This window comes from Clostridium neonatale, from assembly GCF_900465025.1.
Taxonomy (GTDB): domain Bacteria; phylum Bacillota; class Clostridia; order Clostridiales; family Clostridiaceae; genus Clostridium; species Clostridium neonatale.
On the sequence record NZ_UICR01000002.1, the window covers coordinates 645,371 to 664,890 of the forward strand.

Annotated in this window: 16 protein-coding genes; 1 reads left to right on the plus strand and 15 read right to left on the minus strand. The window is 29.1% G+C overall.

The window, feature by feature from the left end; all coding sequences use genetic code 11:
• Positions 1–272: 272 nt before the first annotated feature.
• Positions 273–1,244, plus strand: a complete 972-nt coding sequence (locus tag CNEONATNEC86_RS14540; protein ID WP_159116588.1) for an amidase domain-containing protein — start codon at positions 273–275, stop codon at positions 1,242–1,244.
• A gap of 728 nt (positions 1,245–1,972) precedes the next feature.
• Here the strand turns inward: CNEONATNEC86_RS14540 and purB are convergent.
• The 15 genes from purB to CNEONATNEC86_RS14615 all read right to left on the minus strand — a co-directional run bounded on the left by purB (position 1,973) and on the right by CNEONATNEC86_RS14615 (position 19,505).
• The gene (purB, locus tag CNEONATNEC86_RS14545) at positions 1,973–3,403 is read right to left on the minus strand and encodes an adenylosuccinate lyase (RefSeq protein WP_058295904.1); all 1,431 of its coding nucleotides are present in this window, start codon (positions 3,401–3,403) and stop codon (positions 1,973–1,975) included.
• Between the two features lie 199 nt (positions 3,404–3,602).
• Positions 3,603–3,863 carry an HPr family phosphocarrier protein gene (locus CNEONATNEC86_RS14550; RefSeq protein ID WP_058295905.1) on the minus strand — a complete coding sequence of 87 codons (261 nt, stop codon included), beginning with the start codon at positions 3,861–3,863 and terminating at the stop codon, positions 3,603–3,605.
• Between the two features lie 122 nt (positions 3,864–3,985).
• The gene (locus CNEONATNEC86_RS14555; RefSeq protein WP_058295906.1) at positions 3,986–4,246 is read right to left on the minus strand and encodes a stage V sporulation protein S; all 261 of its coding nucleotides are present in this window, start codon (positions 4,244–4,246) and stop codon (positions 3,986–3,988) included.
• Positions 4,247–4,442: 196 nt separating this feature from the next.
• Positions 4,443–5,978: a ribonuclease Y gene (rny, locus tag CNEONATNEC86_RS14560; protein ID WP_058295907.1), complete on the minus strand. Its 1,536-nt coding sequence runs from the start codon at positions 5,976–5,978 to the stop codon at positions 4,443–4,445.
• 306 nt (positions 5,979–6,284) lie between these two features.
• Complete coding sequence (gene recA, locus CNEONATNEC86_RS14565) at positions 6,285–7,379, minus strand: recombinase RecA (RefSeq protein ID WP_058295908.1); 1,095 nt, start codon at positions 7,377–7,379, stop codon at positions 6,285–6,287.
• A 167-nt stretch (positions 7,380–7,546) separates the two neighbouring features.
• Positions 7,547–8,137 carry a CDP-diacylglycerol--glycerol-3-phosphate 3-phosphatidyltransferase gene (gene pgsA, locus CNEONATNEC86_RS14570; RefSeq protein ID WP_058295909.1) on the minus strand — a complete coding sequence of 197 codons (591 nt, stop codon included), beginning with the start codon at positions 8,135–8,137 and terminating at the stop codon, positions 7,547–7,549.
• Positions 8,121–9,446, minus strand: a complete 1,326-nt coding sequence (gene rimO / locus CNEONATNEC86_RS14575; protein WP_172437836.1) for a 30S ribosomal protein S12 methylthiotransferase RimO — start codon at positions 9,444–9,446, stop codon at positions 8,121–8,123. The genes pgsA and rimO overlap by 17 nt, the downstream gene beginning before the upstream one ends.
• 228 nt (positions 9,447–9,674) lie before the next feature.
• A complete protein-coding gene (locus CNEONATNEC86_RS14580) occupies positions 9,675–12,110 on the minus strand; it encodes an FtsK/SpoIIIE family DNA translocase (protein ID WP_058295911.1) in 2,436 nt (811 codons plus the stop codon).
• Between the two features lie 170 nt (positions 12,111–12,280).
• A complete protein-coding gene (locus CNEONATNEC86_RS14585) occupies positions 12,281–13,000 on the minus strand; it encodes a ClpP family protease (protein WP_058295912.1) in 720 nt (239 codons plus the stop codon).
• Positions 13,001–13,072: 72 nt separating this feature from the next.
• Positions 13,073–14,281, minus strand: coding sequence for an aspartate kinase (dapG, locus tag CNEONATNEC86_RS14590; RefSeq protein WP_058295913.1), 1,209 nt, complete (start codon positions 14,279–14,281; stop codon positions 13,073–13,075).
• 16 nt (positions 14,282–14,297) lie between these two features.
• Entirely contained in the window at positions 14,298–14,579 is a 282-nt protein-coding gene (locus CNEONATNEC86_RS14595) for a YlmC/YmxH family sporulation protein (protein ID WP_058295914.1), read from the minus strand.
• 59 nt (positions 14,580–14,638) lie between these two features.
• The gene (locus CNEONATNEC86_RS14600) at positions 14,639–15,943 is read right to left on the minus strand and encodes a M16 family metallopeptidase (protein ID WP_058295915.1); all 1,305 of its coding nucleotides are present in this window, start codon (positions 15,941–15,943) and stop codon (positions 14,639–14,641) included.
• Positions 15,944–15,992: 49 nt separating this feature from the next.
• Positions 15,993–18,098 carry a polyribonucleotide nucleotidyltransferase gene (locus tag CNEONATNEC86_RS14605; RefSeq protein WP_125148729.1) on the minus strand — a complete coding sequence of 702 codons (2,106 nt, stop codon included), beginning with the start codon at positions 18,096–18,098 and terminating at the stop codon, positions 15,993–15,995.
• Positions 18,099–18,186: 88 nt separating this feature from the next.
• Positions 18,187–18,450, minus strand: coding sequence for a 30S ribosomal protein S15 (gene rpsO / locus CNEONATNEC86_RS14610; RefSeq protein ID WP_058295917.1), 264 nt, complete (start codon positions 18,448–18,450; stop codon positions 18,187–18,189).
• A gap of 131 nt (positions 18,451–18,581) precedes the next feature.
• The gene (locus CNEONATNEC86_RS14615) at positions 18,582–19,505 is read right to left on the minus strand and encodes a bifunctional riboflavin kinase/FAD synthetase (RefSeq protein ID WP_058295918.1); all 924 of its coding nucleotides are present in this window, start codon (positions 19,503–19,505) and stop codon (positions 18,582–18,584) included.
• Between the last annotated feature and the right edge of the window lie 15 nt (positions 19,506–19,520).

The following is a 19,520-nucleotide window of genomic DNA, read 5'->3' on the forward strand; positions in this document are numbered from 1 at the left end:
ATTTGATTTTATCTTACAACACACATTATTTGCAAGTTAATTCATCAAATTTCATATTTAAATTATGTATTCGATTATTTAATATGCTCTATAAAATAATCACTTATATATTATAGCATATAAATTATAAATTTATCCACATAAATTATAGTAAATTTTGTTATTCTTAATATATACTCATAATACTCATAATTATTTTATAAATTAAATATATATTTCCATAGCATAATACATAAAATATACCGATATTACTATTTATTAGGTAGTGAAATATGTTATCAAACTATTTATACAATTTATCCACTATATTATGTAGTGACTTTTTTACACTAGAGTCTTTAAAAACAAACTTTTTATCCCCAAACACAATAAATGAAATTTACTATAAGAAATTATTTAATCACAAATGGAGAGAGAAATTACTTGCTCCAATAAAAAATACTAGTTTTTCATATAATTATAAAATCTTAAAAGAAGATCAACACCTTTTAAAACTGCAGTTTATACTAAAAAAGTCATTTTCTCAAAAATATTTTTCTAAAGATGTATCTTCAGTTACAATTGAAAATTATATTATAATAATAGAAAAATCTCATCTAAATTATAACTTTGTAATGTTAGTTAATTCTGAAGACGATGTTTTGCTTTATGACAGACTTCTAAAAAATGATCTTTCTTCTATTATTGAGACCTTAAATACAAATAGTCTACATCTATGGGAAAATAAAATTTCTAATTTAGATTCTTTATATAATTCATTTATACTTTTATCATCAAAAAGCAAAAAAGCAAGATCATCTGAAAATGAATTTAATATTAATAATGCTATAAAATATGCTGAAAAATATGCCTTAATTCCTAATCCTAATTATAAATCATTTAATGGAATAGGAGGAGACTGTACTAACTTTGTATCGCAAATTATTCATGAAGGTGGCCTTTCTAAAACACAAACTTGGAAACCCTATAGTAATTCCTGGGTTAGAGTTGAAGAATTATACTCATATTTAATTAATAATAAACTGGGTATTAATGTTTCAGATATTTCACCTTTCAAAAAAGGTAACATTATTCAGTTTTATACTCCACAATTGGGGAAATTTTTTCATACTGGATTTATTACTTATGAACTATCTAATGGTGATTGCTTATATTGCTGCCATAGTTACAATAAACTTAATTATCCTCTAAGTGAAATTTATCCTATTATATATCCTACTCTTAGAGCTATAAAAATTAATTGACGTTTATTACTCCTAACAGCTAAGGAATAAAGTTATCTCAAAACATAAATTAAATATATTGTGTAGAATAAGAGTTTAGTGGATAACAACCGAAATTCAATATATGATCGGCTCGATTGTAGAGAAATTTCAGCTAAAAATTCTAATGGCAGAGGCTATGCCCAAAAATGTTTGCTCCAAAAAAACAAGTTTTGGACAAACAATTTTAGAACAGCCTCTGCCAAAGAATTTAAAATCTGAAATTTCCAATACAATACTACGCCTATCATATATTGAATTTCTTTGTTTTTCTCTAAAATCATATATACTCAATTTATTTTAATTATGATTAATGCTTTTTATATTCCATGCCTTAAAGTATATCTTCTAATCACTGTAGGTAACTTATGAAGTTACCTATAAAATCACCTTAACCAGCATAGAATAAGCAAATTCGTAAGAATATATATTCTGATATTTATAAATTGATACCATTTATACATGATAAAATATTAACTTCTTAAATCTTTAACATGTATAAATAACTATTCCTTAATTTAAAAATGAAGCTTAGAATTTTTCATCAATGATTGTTCCAAAATTGTTTGTCAAATTTTATATTGGAGCAAACAGTTTTGGGCACAATCATTGATGTTTAAATTCTTGCTTCATTTTTGTAGCAAGCGAGCCGAACATGAGAGCTTCATTTCGGTTGTTATACTCTAAACTTAGTACGTCATTTATTTATACTATACATTTATTTCACTCTTAATTTTTAATGCTTCAGCATTATCATTTATAATTGGATCAACATATTCATCTATAAATTCAACAACTTGACTTGGAGCTCTTCCAACGAATTTAGTCGGATCTATTATTCCAAGTATCTCTTCTTTAGTTAATCCAAATGAAGAATCAGCTATTATTCTATCTATTAAGTCATTATCTAAACCTTCGCCCTTAACCCTTTGAGCAGCGGCCATTGAATGAACTCTAATTTTTTCATGTAATTCCTGCCTATCTTTACCTCTTTTAACAGCTTCCATCATTATGTTTTCAGTAGCCATAAATGGTAATTCTCTTTCTACATGAGAAGCTATTACTTTATCATATACTACCATATTTTCAGCTATATTTATGTATAAGTTTAATACTCCATCTAATGCTAAGAATCCTTCTGCAACTGATAATCTCTTATTAGCTGAGTCATCTAAGGTTCTTTCAAACCATTGAGTACCTGCTGTAATTGCTGGATTTAATGAATCAACTATAACAAATCTAGCTAAAGCACTCATTCTTTCACTTCTCATTGGATTTCTCTTATAAGCCATAGCTGATGATCCAATTTGGTTTTTTTCAAATGGTTCTTCCATTTCTTTCATGTTTTGAAGTAATCTTAAATCATTACTGAATTTATATGCGCTTTGTGCTACCTCTGATAAAGTATTTAAAACTATTGAATCAAGTTTTCTTGGGTATGTTTGACCAGTAACGCCATAGCTCTTCTTAAATCCCATCTTTTGTGCAACTATTTTATCAAGTTCTTTAACTTTTGATTCATCTCCATCAAATAACTCCATAAAGCTTGCTTGAGTTCCAGTAGTACCTTTAACTCCTCTTAGCTTTAATGTTGATAGTAAAAAGTCTATGTTTTCAATATCCATAACTAAATCTTGCATCCAAAGAGTTGCTCTTTTACCTACAGTAGTTAATTGAGCTGGCTGAAAATGTGTAAATCCTAAAGTTGGCATATCTTTATATTCAATAGCAAAGCTTTTTAAATGATTTAATACTGTTACTATTTTACTCTTTATTAATTCTAATGCATCTCTCATTATAATTACATCAGTATTATCTCCAACATAGCATGATGTAGCTCCTAAATGAATTATACCTTTAGCATTTGGACATTGAAGACCATATGCATATACATGGCTCATAACATCATGTCTTACTTCTTTTTCTCTTTTTATTGCATCTTCATAATTAATATTATTTATATTGTCTTTTAATTCCTTTATTTGCTCATCTGTAATATTTAATCCAAGCTCCTTCTCACCTTCTGCTAAAGCTACCCATAGCTTTCTCCAAGTTGTGAATTTCATATCATCAGAAAAAATAAAACTCATTTCTTTTGAAGCATATCTTGAATTTAAAGGTGTGCTATATAAATCTCTCATCAGAAACCTCCATGCGAATATATTTTATATTTTTTTATCTAACATTCGTATTATATCATATTTACATAAATCTTGAGTAGTTAATTTTCAATTTTTTTATTTAATATCTTTAAAACCATGTTAAATCTTATTAATTACAAATTTTATATAAAACAAAAAGGTCTCATATTTTTCAATATGAAACCTTTTTGTATATAAATTAGTCTTCTAATGTTTCAACTAATTTAACTATCTCTTCAACTGCTAAAGCTTCGTCATCTCCTGAAGCAACAACTTTTATTACAGCATCTTTAGTTACAGCTAAAGATAAAACACCAATTAAGCTCTTAACATTAGCTTTTTTTCCATTAAATTCTATGCTAATATCCGACTTGAATGATGAAGCCTTCTTTACTAATAATGTTGCTGGTCTAGCATGAAGACCTGATGAATTTTTTACACAAACTTCTTTTGCTATCATTAATATACACCTCTTTATAAAAAATTAATAAATATAGCATTTAACTATTATAGTATAAACGTTTTTATAAATAATTTCAACCTAAAATTACTACTTATACTAATTAATTTCCCTCCCACTATTTAGCGTGGTTGAACAATTAATTTAATGGCTGTCCTCTCTTCTCCATCTATTTGTATGTCTGTGAAAGCCGGAATGCAAACTATGTCTTTTCCACTTGGAGCTATAAAACCTCTTGCAATAGCTATTGCTTTTACCGCTTGATTTATTGCTCCTGCTCCTACAGCTTGAATTTCTGCAATATCTTTTTCTTTAATTATTGCAGCTAATGCTCCTGCTACTGAATTTGGATTTGATTTAGTTGATACCTTTAATACTTCCATTACTGTTATTCCTCCTAGAATTTATTATGCATATCGTTTACATTAACTATATTCTATATATGTCTCTAGAATCCTTTAATTTTCATAGAAAAATTTTAATAAAATTAACTTAAAAGAAAATTTATCCATTATAATATATATTCTAGCAAAAAAATTAAATGCACCTTGTTTTATAACAAAGTGCATTCCTAAATACTTATTTAGCAAAATCAACTGCCCTAGTTTCCCTAATAACATTGATTTTTATTTGACCTGGATATTCTAACTGTTCTTCAACACTCTTTACTAAATTACGTGCTAATTCAACAGTACCAGCATCATCAATTTTTTCTGGTTTAACCATAATTCTTATCTCTCTACCAGCTTGAATTGCATATGACTTTTCTACACCTTCATACGAATTTGCTATTTCTTCCAATTTTTCCAGTCTCTTAATATAAGCTTCTAATGTTTCTCTTCTCGCACCAGGCCTTGCTGCTGATATAGCATCTGCTGCTTGAACTAGCACTGATTCTAAACATATCATTTCTACATCCCCATGATGAGCTGATATAGCATTGACTACTAATGGTGATTCATGATACTTCTTTGCAAGGTCTCCTCCTATTAATGCATGAGGGCCTTCTATGTCTACAACTTTTCCTATATCATGTAATAAACCTGCTCTTTTAGCTAAAGCAACATCTAAACCTAGTTCTGATGCCATAAGTCCTGCCAAATTTGAAACTTCTATTGAATGTTTCAAAACATTTTGACCATAACTTGTTCTGTACTTTAATCTACCAACAAGTTTTATTATTTCTGGGTGTAGTCCATGTACACTAGTTTCCAGGGCTGCTTGTTCCCCTTCTTCCTTAATATTGTTTTCTACATCTTTCTTTGCTCTTTCAACCATCTCTTCGATTCTTGCTGGATGTATTCTACCATCCACAATTAACTTTTCTAAGGCTAATCTTGCCACTTCTCTTCTAATTGGATCAAAGCTAGAAAGAATTACTGCCTCTGGAGTATCATCTATTATTAAATCAACTCCTGTTAATGTTTCTAAGGTTCTTATATTTCTACCTTCTCTACCTATGATTCTACCTTTCATTTCATCATTAGGTAACGCAACAACCTGTACAGTGGTTTCTGACACATGATCTGCCGCGCATCTTTGAATAGCATTTGTAATTATTTCCCTTGCTCTTTTATCTGCTTCTTCTTTAGCTCTGCTTTCAATATCTTTTATCATTAAAGCAGTATCATGTGTAATTTCTTTTTTCACTTCATCTAAAAGGATTTCACGAGCTTCCTCGCTAGAAAGGGATGAAATCTTCTCAAGTTCAGCTCTTCTTTCATGAAATAGTTCCTTTGTTTTTGTTTCTATTTCTTCTACTTCAAGCATTCTTTGATTTAATGTTTCATCTTTTTTCTCAATAAGTTCACTTTTCTTGTCAAGTGCTTCTTCTCTTTGAATTACTCTTCTTTCAAGTCTCTGAATTTCATTTCTTCTTTCACGAGATTCTTTGTCAAAATCACTTCGTAATTTATGAAGCTCTTCCTTGGCTTCAAGAATTGATTCCTTTTTCATAGCTTCTGCATCTTTTTTTGCTTTTTCAAGCACTTCTTTTGATTCTTTTTCAAGTGCTTCTATCTTATTCTTTGATGCTTGTTGAATTGTTTTATAAACCACTATTCCCAATACTAATAAAATAACTATATCTATTAATATCAAATATACTGGATTCATATTAACACCTCCTAATTTATTAAATTCTCATTATTTATCATTAATAAGAAAGTATAGTAAGGTGTCATACTCTTCTCACTGCATTACGAATATGATAAACCAGTATTCCTTTTTATTCTATATTAAAAATAAAATTATGTCAAGTTTGCCCAAATATTGATTATATACTCCATGCTTTTATTTACGAGTCCTTATTAGAAAAATATAGCTGTATACATAATTATGTATACAGCTATATTTTACTTGTTTATTTAATTTTATATTATATTTAACTTATTAAGATTTCTACAATAATTAACTATTTCCTTATTCTTTATCTACTTTATTTGCTTCGCTACTATCTTCCTTAACTACTTCAGTATTATCTACTGCAACTTCAGTTACTTCTGGCATTGGCTCAGCTTCTTTAAGATTATATTTTTTTCTTATTTGATTTTCTATTTCTAATGCAACATCTGGGTTATCTTTTAAATAAGCTTTTGCATTTTCTCTACCTTGACCAAGTCTTATATCTCCATAAGAGAACCATGCTCCACTCTTTTGAATTATCTCTTCTTTAACACCTACATCAACTACATTACCTGTTCTTGAAATACCTTCATTATACATAATATCAAATTCTGCTTGTTTAAATGGTGGAGCCACTTTATTTTTAGTAATTTTCACTCTTGTTCTATTACCAATTATAGCATCGCCTTGCTTTATTGAATCTATTCTTCTTATATCAAGTCTTACTGAAGCATAGAATTTTAATGCTCTACCACCTGTAGTAGTCTCTGGAGATCCAAACATTACTCCAACCTTTTCTCTTAATTGGTTTATAAAAATAGCAACACAATTAGTTTTATTAATTGTACCTGCAAGTTTTCTTAAGGCCTGAGACATAAGTCTTGCTTGAAGACCTATATGAGAGTCTCCCATTTCACCTTCTATTTCTGCTTTGGGAACTAATGCAGCAACAGAGTCAACTACAATAACATCTATAGCTCCTGAACGAACTAACGCCTCTGCTATTTCAAGACCTTGTTCTCCTGTATCTGGTTGAGATACTATTAAGCTATCTACATCTACACCTAATCTTTGTGCATACATTGGATCTAATGCGTGTTCAGCATCTATGTATCCAACTGCTCCACCTTTCTTTTGAGCTTCTGCTGCTATATGAAGCGCTACAGTAGTTTTACCTGAGCTTTCTGGTCCGTATATTTCTATAATTCTTCCCTTTGGAACTCCACCAATTCCAAGTGCTATATCTAAATCTAAACTCCCAGTTGAAATTGCATCTATATTTAGTACATTGTGTTCTCCAAGTTTCATTATTGACCCTTTACCAAATTGCTTTTCAATTTGGCCCATAGCACTCTCAATTGCTTTTAATTTGTCTGCATCTATCTTTCCCATAATATATCCTTCCTTTCAATCGAACTTATGTTCTGTATATAATTATAATTTAATAAAATTTTATAGTCAATAAATTTCTTTTATTAATTTGCTAAAAGGGCTATTTCACTTATTAGAAATAGCCGCTTTAAATAAAATTATATCCATGTCTCTTAATTCTTAAACAATTATTTATCTGTAGTTAATGCTTCTTTATTTTTAACGAAATATTCATATCCTGATATTATAGTAATTACTACAGCTGCTAAAAGCATTATCTTTGGAACATTCGCAAAAAATACTGCCCAAAATGCATTATTTGATACTAACTTTGTTAAATATAATGAATCTCCTATATTTACTTGTAAAAGTAATAATATTATTGCTATTATTTGTATAACAGTTTTTATTTTTCCCCACCAGCTTGCTGCAATTACTTTTCCTTGCGCAGCAGCAATAGATCTTAGTCCAGATACTGCAAATTCACGTGCTATTATTATTATAGCCGCCCATGCTGGTATAACTTGTAATTCAACTAATGAAATCAAAGCAGAAGTAACTAATAATTTATCTGCAAGTGGATCCATAAATTTACCAAAATTAGTGATTTGATTTCTACTTCTTGCTATATATCCATCTAACTTATCTGTTAATGATGCTAATATAAATATAAAAGTAGCTATAAAAGTTCCATATGGTATTCCTTTTACTGCAAGAAATATCAAAAATACTGGAACTAGAAAAATTCTAATCAATGTCAGCTTATTTGCAAGATTCATTTACAACAACTCCTATTAAATCATAATCCATATTTTCTATTATTTTAACTTTAACAAATGATCCAATTTCTATATTTGCATTATCATTGTTTTTAAAGAATATATTTCCGTCTATATCAGGAGCCATTTCAAAGCTTCTTCCATGATAATATTCGCCATTATATCCCTCTACAAGAATATCATAGTATTTTCCTATTTTCAATTTATTTAATTCTTCTGAAACACATTTTTGTGTAAGCATTAATTTTTCTTCTCTTACCTTTTTAATTTCTTCTTCTATTTGTCCTTCCATTCTTGCTGCTGCTGTATCTTCTTCTTGAGAATATGTAAATACACCTACTTTATCAAGTTTAAATTCTTCAAGAAAATCTGTTATCTCTTCAAAGTCTTCTTGTGTTTCTTGTGGAAATCCTACTATAAAAGTAGTTCTTATTATTATTTCTGGAACTCTTGTTCTTAACATTTTTATTTTATCCATTATATGTTCTTTAGTTGTTTTTCTTGCCATAAGCTTTAATACATGGTTACTAATATGTTGTATAGGTATATCTATATATTTTACAACTTTATTATTATTACCTATTTCATCAATAAGTTCATCATACAATTCTTCTGGATAACAATAAAGAAGTCTAATCCATTTAATTTCTTCAATTTTACTTAACTCTCTTAATAATTCATGAAGGTTTTGTTTTCCATAAATATCTGTTCCATACATAGTTGTATCTTGTGCTATTAAAATTATCTCTTTAACGCCCTGAGATGCTAAATCTTTTGCTTCATTTATTATGTTTTCTAATTTTCTACTTCTAAATTTTCCTCTTATTTTAGGGATTATGCAATACGTACAAAAATTATTACAACCTTCTGCTATCCTTATATATGCAGTTGATTGCTTTGTTGTAAGTATTCTTTTTCCCTCATTAATGAAATCATCAGAATAATTTACATACTCTAATGATTTTTTATCTTCATTAATAAATGCAGTAATTAATTCATTCAGCTTGTTATAATCATTTACTCCAAGCATAATATCTATTTCAGGTATAAGCTTTCCAAGCTCTTCCCCATATCTTTGAGTAAGACATCCTGTAGCAATCAAAAGTTTACATCTATATGTTTTCTTATATTCTGCCATTTCAAGTATTGTATCAATTGATTCTTGTTTTGCACTTTCTATAAAACCACATGTATTAACTAATATAATATCTGCGTCTTTTGGATTATTAGTTATTATATAGTCATTACTCATGTTTCCAAGAATAATCTCTGAATCAACTCTATTTTTATCACATCCAAGACTAACCATACCAACTTTGTATTTATTTGAAGAATCTCTATTTTTTATAGGATCCTTAACAATTTCCAAATTACTTTTCAATATTTTTTCCTCCTGCGTTTTACTGATTTATAATTATAACAAATTATAATTATAAATTACAAGTAGCTCTCTTTTCCACAAATTATTATACTACAAAACGATATTCATATTTATAAAAAATAGTTATGTACATAAAAATTTAACTTTTTATGTGCTCTATTCTTCAAAATTATCTCCATCATCAAAAAGTTGTTCTCTCTTTACTAATACCTGTCTTGGCTTGCTTCCATCCTTCTCAGAAATAATTTTCCTTTCTTCTAATTGATCCATAATTCTAGAAGCCCTATTAAAGCCTACTCTAAGTTTCCTTTGAAGAAAAGAAGTTGATGCCTGCTCATATTCAACAACAATTCTTATTGCTTCATCAAGAAGTTCATCTACATCACTATCATTCTCTCCAGCTATTGAATTTTTAGAATCTGCTGTATTGTTAATATGTTCAATTATATCCTCTTTATAATTGATATCACCTTGATCATTCTTTATAAAAGAAATAACATTTTCAACTTCTTCTTCTGAAATGAAACATCCTTGAACTCTTAAAGGCTTATTTTCACCAACTGGATAATATAACATATCTCCTTTTCCAAGAAGTTTTTCTGCACCTGAACTGTCTAAAATTGTTCTAGAATCAATTTGTGATGAAACTGCAAACGATATTCTTGATGGAATATTAGCTTTAATTACACCAGTTATAACATCTACGGAAGGCCTTTGAGTTGCTATAACAAGATGCATACCTGCTGCTCTAGCCATTTGTGCAAGTCTTCCAATATAATCTTCAACATCATTTGGACATACCATCATTAAATCTGCAAGCTCATCCACAATTATAACTATATAAGGCAGCTTTTCTTCTATTGATCCCTTTTCATATAAATCATTATATGATTCCATATTTCTAACACCTTTTTCAGCAAATAACTTATACCTATTTGTCATCTCATTAACTGCCCAGTTTAAAGCTGCTGCTGCTTTTTTAGGATCAGTTACAACCGGAATTAAAAGATGTGGTATTCCATTATAAACACTAAGTTCAACAACTTTTGGATCTACCATAAGAAGTTTTACCTCTTCTGGCTTATACTTATATAATAAACTTATTATAAGAGAATTTATGCATACGCTTTTACCTGATCCAGTTGCACCAGCAATAAGTGTATGAGGCATTTTGCTTAAATCCCCAACAACACATTTTCCTGAAATATCTTTACCTAGGGCAAATGATAATTTTTTATTTGAATTAATGAATTCATCACTTTCAAGTACTTCCCTTAAAAATACCGGACTTTGTTTTCCATTAGGTACTTCTATACCTACAGCTGCTTTACCTGGTATTGGTGCCTCTATTCTTATTCCAGAAGCAGCAAGACCAAGTGCAATATCATCTGATAAATTAACAATTTTACTTACTTTAACTCCAGGGCTCGGCTGAAGTTCAAATCTTGTTACAGACGGACCCTTAGTAACTTGAATGACTTTTGCATCAACTCCAAAGTTTGATAGTATCTCTTCCAGTTTATTTGCATTTTCTATTAATTCTTTTTTATCAGAACTATTAAGCTTCATATTTACATTAGCCTTTAATAACTCTAAGCTTGGAATTTCATATTCTTTTTCTTCTCTTTGCTCTAAAATGTGTTCCTCTATTTCCTTATTTACAACTTCTTTAACGTCATTATCTAAATTTTTCTTTTTACTAGAGCTTTTCTTTTCTGAATCCATATTTTCATCTATAAATGCGTTAATATTATCATTAGATTTTTCTATTTTATTTCTGTTTAGCTCTTCTAAAACTGCAATATCATCCTCTTCTTCCTCAGAATTTTTCATGAAGTCTAATATTTTTATTTTTCTATTAACACCTTGTAAAAACTCCTCCTTTTCTCTATTTTCTATATGTTTTTCTGCAGCTTCTTCATTATTATCAACAATATTTATAAAAGTACTTTCTTTTTTCTTTCTTGAATTATCTGTTTGTTCTATTTTAGCACTTTTCTGTCTTCTGTTATTTCTTATTTGCTCACTTTTACTTGCCACTGTGAGTCCTAAATCATATAGTGTTATATCAAAAATCAGTATAACTGCAATTAATGAAAGTGCAAAAAATAATATATATGATCCTACAGTTCCTACAAATTTATATAGAGGATAGCATATTAAATATGAAAACATTCCCCCATGAATTACATGACTTTCATTTATGGCTATTGCTTTAATATTCGCCATAAAATCATTATGATCGTGTAATGACTGAATATTTATTGTTCCACAAGTTAACATTACTATAATAACAACTAAAGATATTCCTATAAAACTTTTATTTTTTAAAGATACATTGCCTCGCGTTTTTATGTATTGAAATCCAAAATATAATAAATATATAGGTAAAGTATATGAACCAATTCCTATTAATGCATATGATATATTTTGAGATAGTTTTGATAATACACCGGCTAAAGATGTGTATATAGCTACAGCTAAAATAAGTCCAGTTGCCATATATATAATTCCAACTATATCGGGATTTGCTTTATCATTATTTTTTTGTTTATTTTTTTTGGTATTACTTCTCCTATTATTTTTACCCAAATTTAATCACCCCTATGCTCTTATTTCTACATATGATAATTATTTCCCTCTAAATAAGATAACATTAAAAGCAAAAAAGGGCTATAGATTTTTTTCTATAACCATTTAAAACATTAATTTAATTATATATTTTTTAATAATTAATTTTTAAAAATAAACTCATATTATATTTACTTAGATTTTTTTTCTCCTATAAGATTTTTAAGTTTATATAACGCTTCACTTATTCCACCAACTTCATCAATAAGTCCACATTCAACTGCCTGCTTTCCTATAAGCATTGTGCCAACATCATTTAATAAATCATCTCTTTGATCCATAAACTTTTCTAGTACATCCATATTTATATTGGAAGTTCTTACTATAAATTCATTTATTCTTTCTTGTATTTTTTTAAAGTATTCAAATGTTTGTGGTACGCCTATAACAAAGCCATTCATTCTAACAGGATGAACTATCATAGTTGCAGATGGTGTTATAAAAGAATAATCTGATGATGTTGCAAGAGGAACTCCAATTGAATGTCCGCCTCCAATTACAATTGAAACAGTTGGCTTTGACATGCTTCTTATCATTTCTGCTATGGCAAGCCCCGCTTCAACATCCCCACCAACAGTATTTAAGACTATTAATAATCCTTTAACTGCATCATTTTGTTCTATATCTATAAGTTGAGGAATTATATGTTCATATCTTGTTGCTTTAGTCTGTGGTGGTAAAACTGAATGGCCTTCTATCTGACCAATTATTGACAAAACCTGTATACTTTTATTTGGATTATTATTTATTGTATTTCCTAATTCCTTTATTGAATTTATTTTTTCTTTCCCTTCTAAAGTCTCTTTTATTTTTTCATCATTATTACTATTTAAAATATCATTATTACTCATAAAAAAACCTCCTGTAATACTGTTATTTTATACAGGAGACCTTTTTTTATACGTAAACTAGTCATTCAAAAATTATATTGTGCTGCTAATAGAGAATGCTTTATGTAAAATATTTATAGCATTTATTGCATCTTTTGAATGAACTAAGCACCAAATTGTCATATGTGAATCTGCAGTTTGAAGAACTTCTATTTTATTATCGCTTAGAGATTTTATTATTTTAGCCATTACACCTGGAATTCCTTTCATTCCAGAACCTATAACTGCAACTTTGCTGCACTCATCAATAATATTAAATTTTAAATTTGCTTTTTTTAATATATTTTCTAAAAGTTTTCTATCCTCTTTACTTATAGTGAAAATTTGCTTATCTGGGAATATATTAATTAAATCTAAACTTATCTTATTGGCAGCTAATAATTCTAATATATCATTATATTTTGTATTTTCCTTATTCTCATCTTTAGTAATTGAAACTTGAATTCTATCACCTTGACTTGTTATTCCTGACATTACCCTCTTATGTTTTCTATCACCAAAATTATTTATCAATGTACCATTACAGTCGCTCATTGTATTTTTAATTAACAGTGGTATATTGCCTTCCATTGCTATTTCAACTGCTTTAGGATGAATTACTTTTGCACCTTGATCAGCTAACTGAAATACTTCATTGTAACTTATAACATCAATTAAATAAGCATCTTTTACTATTCTAGGATCAGCAGTCATTATACCATCAACATCTGTATATATTTCTATCATTTCAGCATTTAATGCAACGCCAAGCAATGATGCACTTGTATCACTGCCTCCTCTTCCAAGAGTAGTTAAATATCCACTTTCACTAATTCCCTGGAATCCTGTAACAACTGGTATCCTACCCTGAGATATTATATCTAATATTCTTTTAGGCTCAACCTTAACGCACTTTGCATCACTAAAGTTATTATCAGTTAATATTCCTGCTTGCCCACCAGTAAGTGGAACAGCTTCTATTCCTGCCTCATATAAATCATTACACATTACAACTGAACTTATTGTTTCTCCACAACACATAAGTAAATCTTGAGCCAGCTTATTTTTGTATTTAAAATTATCATTGATTAAGTTAAGTAATGTATCTGTAGCGTATGGTGCGCCCTTTCTGCCCATTGCTGACACTACTATAACAGGACTATACCCTTCATTGATAGCTATTCTAACTTTTTCAATTACTTTCTTCCTATTTTCTTCACTAGAAACTGAAGTTCCACCAAATTTTTGTACTATTATTCTCACGTCTATTCCTCCCAAATTATAGCTTTACCTTCTTTACTATATCATCATCTGCATCTAATATAATAGTCCTAGCCCCTATTTTTTTCACACAATCCCATGGTATTTCAAGAAAATCTTTACTATTAAAAAAATTAAACTTTCCACCATTTAAGTTTATTATTAAATATTTAAAATTGCCATCATCATCAATAATTAAATCATTATTTAGCAAATAATCATATTTCTCACCATCATTAACATTAATAAGCTCATATTTTTCTATTTCACTTAGATACTTAACCTTTTTTTCTTCACTCATAAAAATCCCTCCGCTTCTCATAGATTATATGATAAGTGGAGGAATATTATTCCTGTTAACTATATATTGATACTGCTTCCTTTAGTATTATCATAAGCTTTTTCATTTCTTAATATTATTGAGTTTAGCTTTTCATATTGTACATCCTGCCCAACATAAGCAACATTTAGTACTCCATTTTTAAAGCATGTATCTAAAATATATTTTATGCTACTTTCATCTATCTTATCTATTTTTTCTAGAACCTCTTCTTGAGTTCTTACTATATTTCTAAAAAGGTATGTCTTCGCATTTGCAAACATTCTAGAACTAGTACTTTCTAATCCTAAAATATAGGTAGCTTTAATCTTTTCTTTATTAATAGCAAGTTGTTCCTTAGATATTTCAATCTTACTAAACTCTTTTAATTCCTTATCTATTGCATCTAATGCTTTCTCAGCAAAGTTTTTATTTAATCCGGCATAGATATTAAGTGTACCTATACCTTGAAATGGCTGTAGATAAGAACCTATAGAATAGCATAATCCTAATTCTTCACGAACCTTTTGAAATAACATAGAAGATGCCCCATTTCCTAACAGGTTATTAAGCAATACTAATGAGTAGTTATTTTCATCTCCATAAGGTAAACCTTTAAGTCCTAAAGATATATGTAACTGTTCTATTTCTTTATTTGCATATCCTGAATTTATTTCTATTTCGACATCATTATATATAGGTAAATAGTTATCATCACTATGCCAATTTCCAAAATATTTTTCTAAAAGCTCTTCTAATTCCTTTGCATCAAAATTGCCACATATAGATACAACAGAATTATAAGGCGTATATTTTTCTTTTATAAAGTTTAATATTTTTTTTCTTGTAAATGACTTCACATGTGAAATAGTTCCTAGTATTGGTCTTCCCAATGGATCATCTCCAAAACATGCTTTTGAATGAGTATCATCTAGAACATCTTCTGGAGAATCTTGACTCATATTAATTTCTTCTATTACTACACCCTTTTCTTTTTCTATTTCTTCTTCATCAAATTTCGAATTTAGAAGCATATCAGAAATTACATCTAAAGATACATCTAAATGAGTATTTAGAGCTTTAACATAATAACACGTACCCTCTTTACTTGTAAATGCATTAATTTGACCCCCGACATTCTCAATATCTTCTACTATTTGCTTTGCATTTCTTTTATTTGTGCCTTTGAAAAACATATGTTCAATAAAATGCGATATTCCATTAAGCTCTTCAATTTCATTTCTAGAGCCATTTTGAACCATAACTCCAACGCTAATTGAATTTAGGTGATCTATTTTTTCTGTTATAACTCTTAATCCATTTTTTAAGGTATAAGTATTATACATATTTTATGCCTCCACTCTATAAAAAAAAGGCAATATAGATTGCCCTTCTCTATTTATCTTCTTTTTTTTCTTTATCTAATAAAGCATCTTTTCTTGAAAGATTAATTCGTCCTTGATTATCTATTTCTGTAACTTTAACTAAAATTTCATCTCCAACTGAAACAACATCTTCCACTTTTTCGACTCTTTCCTTAGCTAACTTAGAAATATGAACCAATCCTTCTTTATTAGGTAATATTTCTACAAAAGCCCCAAATGTAGTTATTTTCGTAACTTTTCCTAAGTATACCTCGCCTGCTGCTACTTCTTTAGTTAATCCTTCTATTATCTTCATAGCAGCATTAACTCCATCATGATCTGCAGAGCTTACAAATACAGTTCCATCTTCTTTAATGTCTATTTTCACACCAGTGTCAGCTATTATTTTATTAATAACCTTACCACCAGCACCAATTACATCTCTAATCTTCTCTGGATCAATCTTCATAGTTTCAGTTTTTGGCGCATATATAGAAACATCTTTTCTTGGTTCAGGGATACATTCTTCAATCTTTTTAAGTATTGTAAGTCTAGCTTTTCTTGCATCTCTTATAGCATTTTCTACAACATTAAAACTAAATCCTTGAAGTTTTGTATCAACTTGAATTGATGTTATTCCTTCAGTAGTACCTGCTACTTTAAAATCCATATCTCCAAAAAAATCTTCAATGCCTTGAATATCAGTTAAAACTTGTTCTTGACTACAATCCTCTGAAGTTATAAGTCCCATTGCTATACCAGCTGCTGGTCTTTTTATTGGTACACCTGCATCAAGTAATGCTAAAGTAGAACCACAAACTGAAGCTTGTGATGTTGAACCATTTGAGCTTAATACTTCTGATACTAATCTAATAGTATATGGAAATTCTTCTTCACTTGGTATTAATGGTTCAAGTGCTCTTTCTGCTAAAGCTCCATGGCCTATTTCTCTTCTTCCTGGACCTCTTAATGGCTTAACTTCTCCAACACTGTATCCTGGAAAATTATAATGATGTATATATCTCTTAGATTCAGCTTCATCAATACCATCTAAAATTTGTATTTCGCTTATTGATCCAAGTGTTGCAACAGTCATAACTTGAGTTAATCCTCTTGTAAATAAACCTGTTCCATGAGTTCTTGGAAGTATCCCAACTTCACATCCAAGTGGCCTTACTTCATCAAATGCTCTTCCATCTGGTCTGCGCTTTTCATTTAAAAGCATATTCCTTACTACTTTCTTTTGCATAGTGTAAAGAACTTCCTTTATGTCTGCTAATTTTTCAGCATATTTTTCGCCAAATTCTTCTTGTACTTTCTCGTTTATGGCATCAATAGCTGCATTTCTTTTATCTTTATCTGTGATATGCATTGCTTCATAAACCATATCTTGAGCAAACTCTTTTATATCTTTTTCTACTTCTTCATCCACCTTATAAAACTCAGGCTCATCTTTTTTCTTACCAAACTTAGCCATTGCTTCTTCTTGGAATGAAATTATTTTTTGGCATTCATCAAATCCATATTTGATTGCTGCAATCATTATATCCTCTGGAATTTCATCTCCACCAGCTTCTATCATCATAACTTTTTCTTTAGTAGCACAAACTGTTAGATGAAGTGTACTTTCTTTTCTACCTTCTGAATCTGGATTTGTAATAAATTCACCATTTATTAGTCCTACTTGAACTGCTGCTGCTGGGATTGTATATGGTATGCTTGAAAGACATAATGCAAGCGATGCTGCATTAATTGCTAAGATTTCTGGTAGTACATCTTTTTCAACTGATACAACTGTACATACTACTTGAACATCATTTCTGTAACCCTTTGGAAATAAAGGTCGTATAGTTCTATCAACTGCTCTACCATTTAATATTGATTTTTCTGATGGTTTACCTTCTCTTTTTATAAATCCACCTGGAATTTTACCTACGGCATATAATCTTTCTTCATATTCAACACTTAAAGGAAAGAAATCAATTCCTTCTCTTGGCTCTTCAGATGCATTTACATTTGTTAAAATTACTGTATCACCATAGCTTGTAAAAGTTGCCGCATTTGATAACATTCCCACTTTACCAAATTCAACTTTTAGCTCTTTTCCAGCAATTTCAGTTGTTAATACATTATTCATGTAATACATACCTCCTTTTTAGGTATTAAAATATTATTAAATTTTTAATTATTTTAAAATAATAGAGCGGAAACCTCCGCTCTTGAAATTATCTTCTTAAACCTAATTCTTTAACTAAAGCTCTGTATCTTTCGATATCTTGTTTACTTAAGTAGTTTAGAAGACCTCTTCTTTGACCAACCATCTTTAAAAGACCTCTTCTTGAATGGTGATCTTTCTTATGAACTTTGAAATGTTCTTGTAATGCATTTATTCTTTCAGTTAATAATGCTACTTGAACTTCTGGAGAACCAGTATCGTGTTCATCTCTTCCAAACTTTTTGATTATTTCTAATTTCTTTGCCTTATCCATTATAAGTACCTCCGCGTATTTATATATTATCGCCTAACTCCAAGTATAAAGACGGCACCTTTAAACTTAGGATTAGGTTCCTTTTGTATTATAACAAAAGTAAAGATTATTGTAAACTAAATTATCAAATACTATATATATAGTTTCTCATTTCTAGCGAATTCTTTATTTCTCTCTAATTCTTCTTTAAGCTCTTGCAAGCCATTGAATTTTTTTCCATCTCTAATTTTCTTAATGAAACTAACCTCTATATGCTCACCATATATATCTTCATCAAAATCTAATATATATGTTTCAATAGTTATTTTCTTTCCATTAACTGTCGGATTATTACCTATATTAGTAATTCCTTTATATATATTATTATTCACCTTAACATTAGTATAATATACACCTACTTTAGGTAAAATTAAATTTTTATTTATATCTAAGTTAGCTGTTGGGAACCCCATAGTTCTTCCAATCTTTCTTCCATGAACTACTTCACCAGTTAATGAATATGGTCTAGAAAGCATTTCTGCTGCTTCAGAAACATCTCCTTCTAAAATTAAATTTCTAATTCTAGTACTGCTTATAACATCACCATCATATAAACATTTATCAATAACGTACAATTCATAATTAAATATCTCTTTAAGTTCTTCAAGTAACTTTACATTCCCCAAATTTTTATAGCCAAATTTATAATTAAATCCCACTATAATTCCTTTAGCATTATACTTGTCTATTAATAACTGTATAAATTCTTTTGGTGTTAATTTCATAAACTCTGTGTCAAAATCTTTAAAGCATAATATATCTACTTTCTCATCTTCTAGAATTTCTATCTTTTTTTCATTTTCCATGATAAGTTTTGAGCAAAAACCTCTATCCATAAAACATCTAGGATGATTTTTAAAAGTAAATACCATGCTTTTCCCATTTTTCTTTTCTGCAACTTCTACAGCTTTATTAATAAGAGATAGATGCCCCTTATGAAGACCATCAAAGCTTCCAAGGGCCACATAATTATTCGATTCTAATATCTTTTCGGAATAGTTATCTATAACAATCATAATTATGCTCCTAAT